This is a genomic window from Undibacterium sp. GW821-FHT11H02 (genome assembly GCF_058808015.1).
Genome location: NZ_JBXARG010000044.1, coordinates 1 through 1,962 on the forward strand (window position 1 = coordinate 1; position 1,962 = coordinate 1,962).

Sequence of the window (1,962 nt, forward strand, 5' to 3'; positions counted from 1 at the left end):
GCCACCCACATCAACCGTCACAGTAGAGCCTGCTTCAACCGTACCAGTTACTGTTACACCGAGGTTTTTCTCAGCCAGGTTCAACTGATTGTCACCAGCGATATCAGCAGCAGTGAATGGAACCACTGCCTTGTCGTTGATAGTGCTTGTTGTACCAGTTGCTGCAGAGCTTGGGTTAGCAGCAACATCAGACACTGTCGCTGTTACTGTCAGAGCTGCATTGTTAGCCCAAGTAGCGGATTGATTACCGAAGTTTGCTGTCCAAGCGCCCGCTGTCACAGCGACAACTTGATTCACAGAAATTACACCGTCAGTCACAGTCACAGTAATAAACTGACCTGCTAAGCCGGAGCCTGTGTCAGTTGCAGTACCAGTGATAGTGAGTGCGTTGTCTTCTGTCGAGTTCAAGAAGCCATCTGCACCGTCGAAGTCGTTAATGACAACAACAGGGCGAGTGAGGTCCACTGGTTGCGGATTTCCTGTTGGTGAAGCATCTGCCACGATAATGTTACCAGCGAGATCCGTTAATTGACCATTTCCTAAGCCCACACTAATTGGCGTACCAGATTGCAGAGTGACACTGATAGGCGTAGTAGAGTTTGCTGGCGGTGTCACATCGAAGAAAGTGCTGGTTGCGGAGTCATTCGTGAAGTTAGAAACAACGCCACCAGTCACCACGAAATCAGTATCCACGCGACCGTTCATTGCTTCGCTGAAAGTGACCGTATATCGAACAACGCCGTCTGCCAAATTAACCCATGAGATTTGGTCATCTGTGAACGATGTGACTGTTGGGTTTTCTGTATCCACAGTTTGTGAATTATCAGCTACTACCAAGGCATTACCGTTACCCGCCAAGTCAAACGCAGAACCAGCAGCGAAATTGAGGGCAATATTCGTTGTCGAATTGTCGTTAGCCAAAACTTGAACTGTATATTGCGTAGAACTCAATTGAGTGAAGCTACCACCAACAATACTACCGCCAGCAGTTACATTCAGATCGCCGACAGTAAAGCCTGTTACTGGCTCATTGAAGGTCACGGTGTAAGTCACAACATTGTCACCATCAAACAAGATACCCGCTTTGTTATCTGTGATAACTGCTGTTGGAGCCACGTTGTCCAATGTGGCAGTTGCAGAACCCGCTGGGGATGCTGCATTGCCAGCCACGTCAGATACAGCTGCTGTGAATGTCAAAGTACCGTTGTTCAGGCCGCTGACGTCCATTGTGGTGCTAGACCATGTGCCGTTAGCCAACACAGTTGCTGTGCCAGATACGGATGGGTTCACGCCGTCAGATACTGTCACAGTGACTGTTTGGCCAACTGCGCCAGTCGCTGAACCAGCGATAGTGACTGTGTTGTCTTCGGCTGCATTGATCAAGCCATCACCAGCAATCGGTGTTGCGATCGTGATAGTTGGACGCAATGTATCAACAGCTTGTACGTTGTCGGTCGCAGCAACACTAGTATTGCCGTTCAGGTCATTCGCAGCAGAAGCAGCGACTGATACTGTCATGTTACCTTCAAAGCCTGCTGCTGGCGTTACCACCAATGTGTAGCTAGACAATGTCAATTGAGTGAACGTGCCCTTAGTACCGTTAGTCACTGTCACATCAGAAGCATCGAAACCTGATACGGATTCGCTGAAGTTGAATGTGTAAGTGATATCGCCAGTAGCGATATTGGCAGTACCTGGAACTATGTCAGTAATAGTCAAAGTTGGGTTGGTTGTGTCAACAGTATGTGAAGTTGTGTTCGATACGGTTGAATTGTTACCTGCCAAATCAATCACTGCACTTGCATTGACTGTCACGCCAACTGGCGTTGTCGAGTTCTGATCAACCGCAACGCTGAAGGTGTAGACCGTAGAGCTCACTGCTACTAAGCTGCCTGCAACGCCACCAGTCACAGTCAAATCGCTCAGAGCAAAACCAGTCACTGGCTCGCTGAAAGTAACTTG

Annotated in this window: 1 protein-coding gene; it reads right to left on the reverse strand. The window is 48.7% G+C overall.

Annotated features, from left to right (window positions below; genetic code table 11):
- The coding region (locus AC1RR2_RS20860; protein WP_493224212.1) for a beta strand repeat-containing protein at nt 1-1,962 on the reverse strand (1,962 nt) is incomplete at both ends.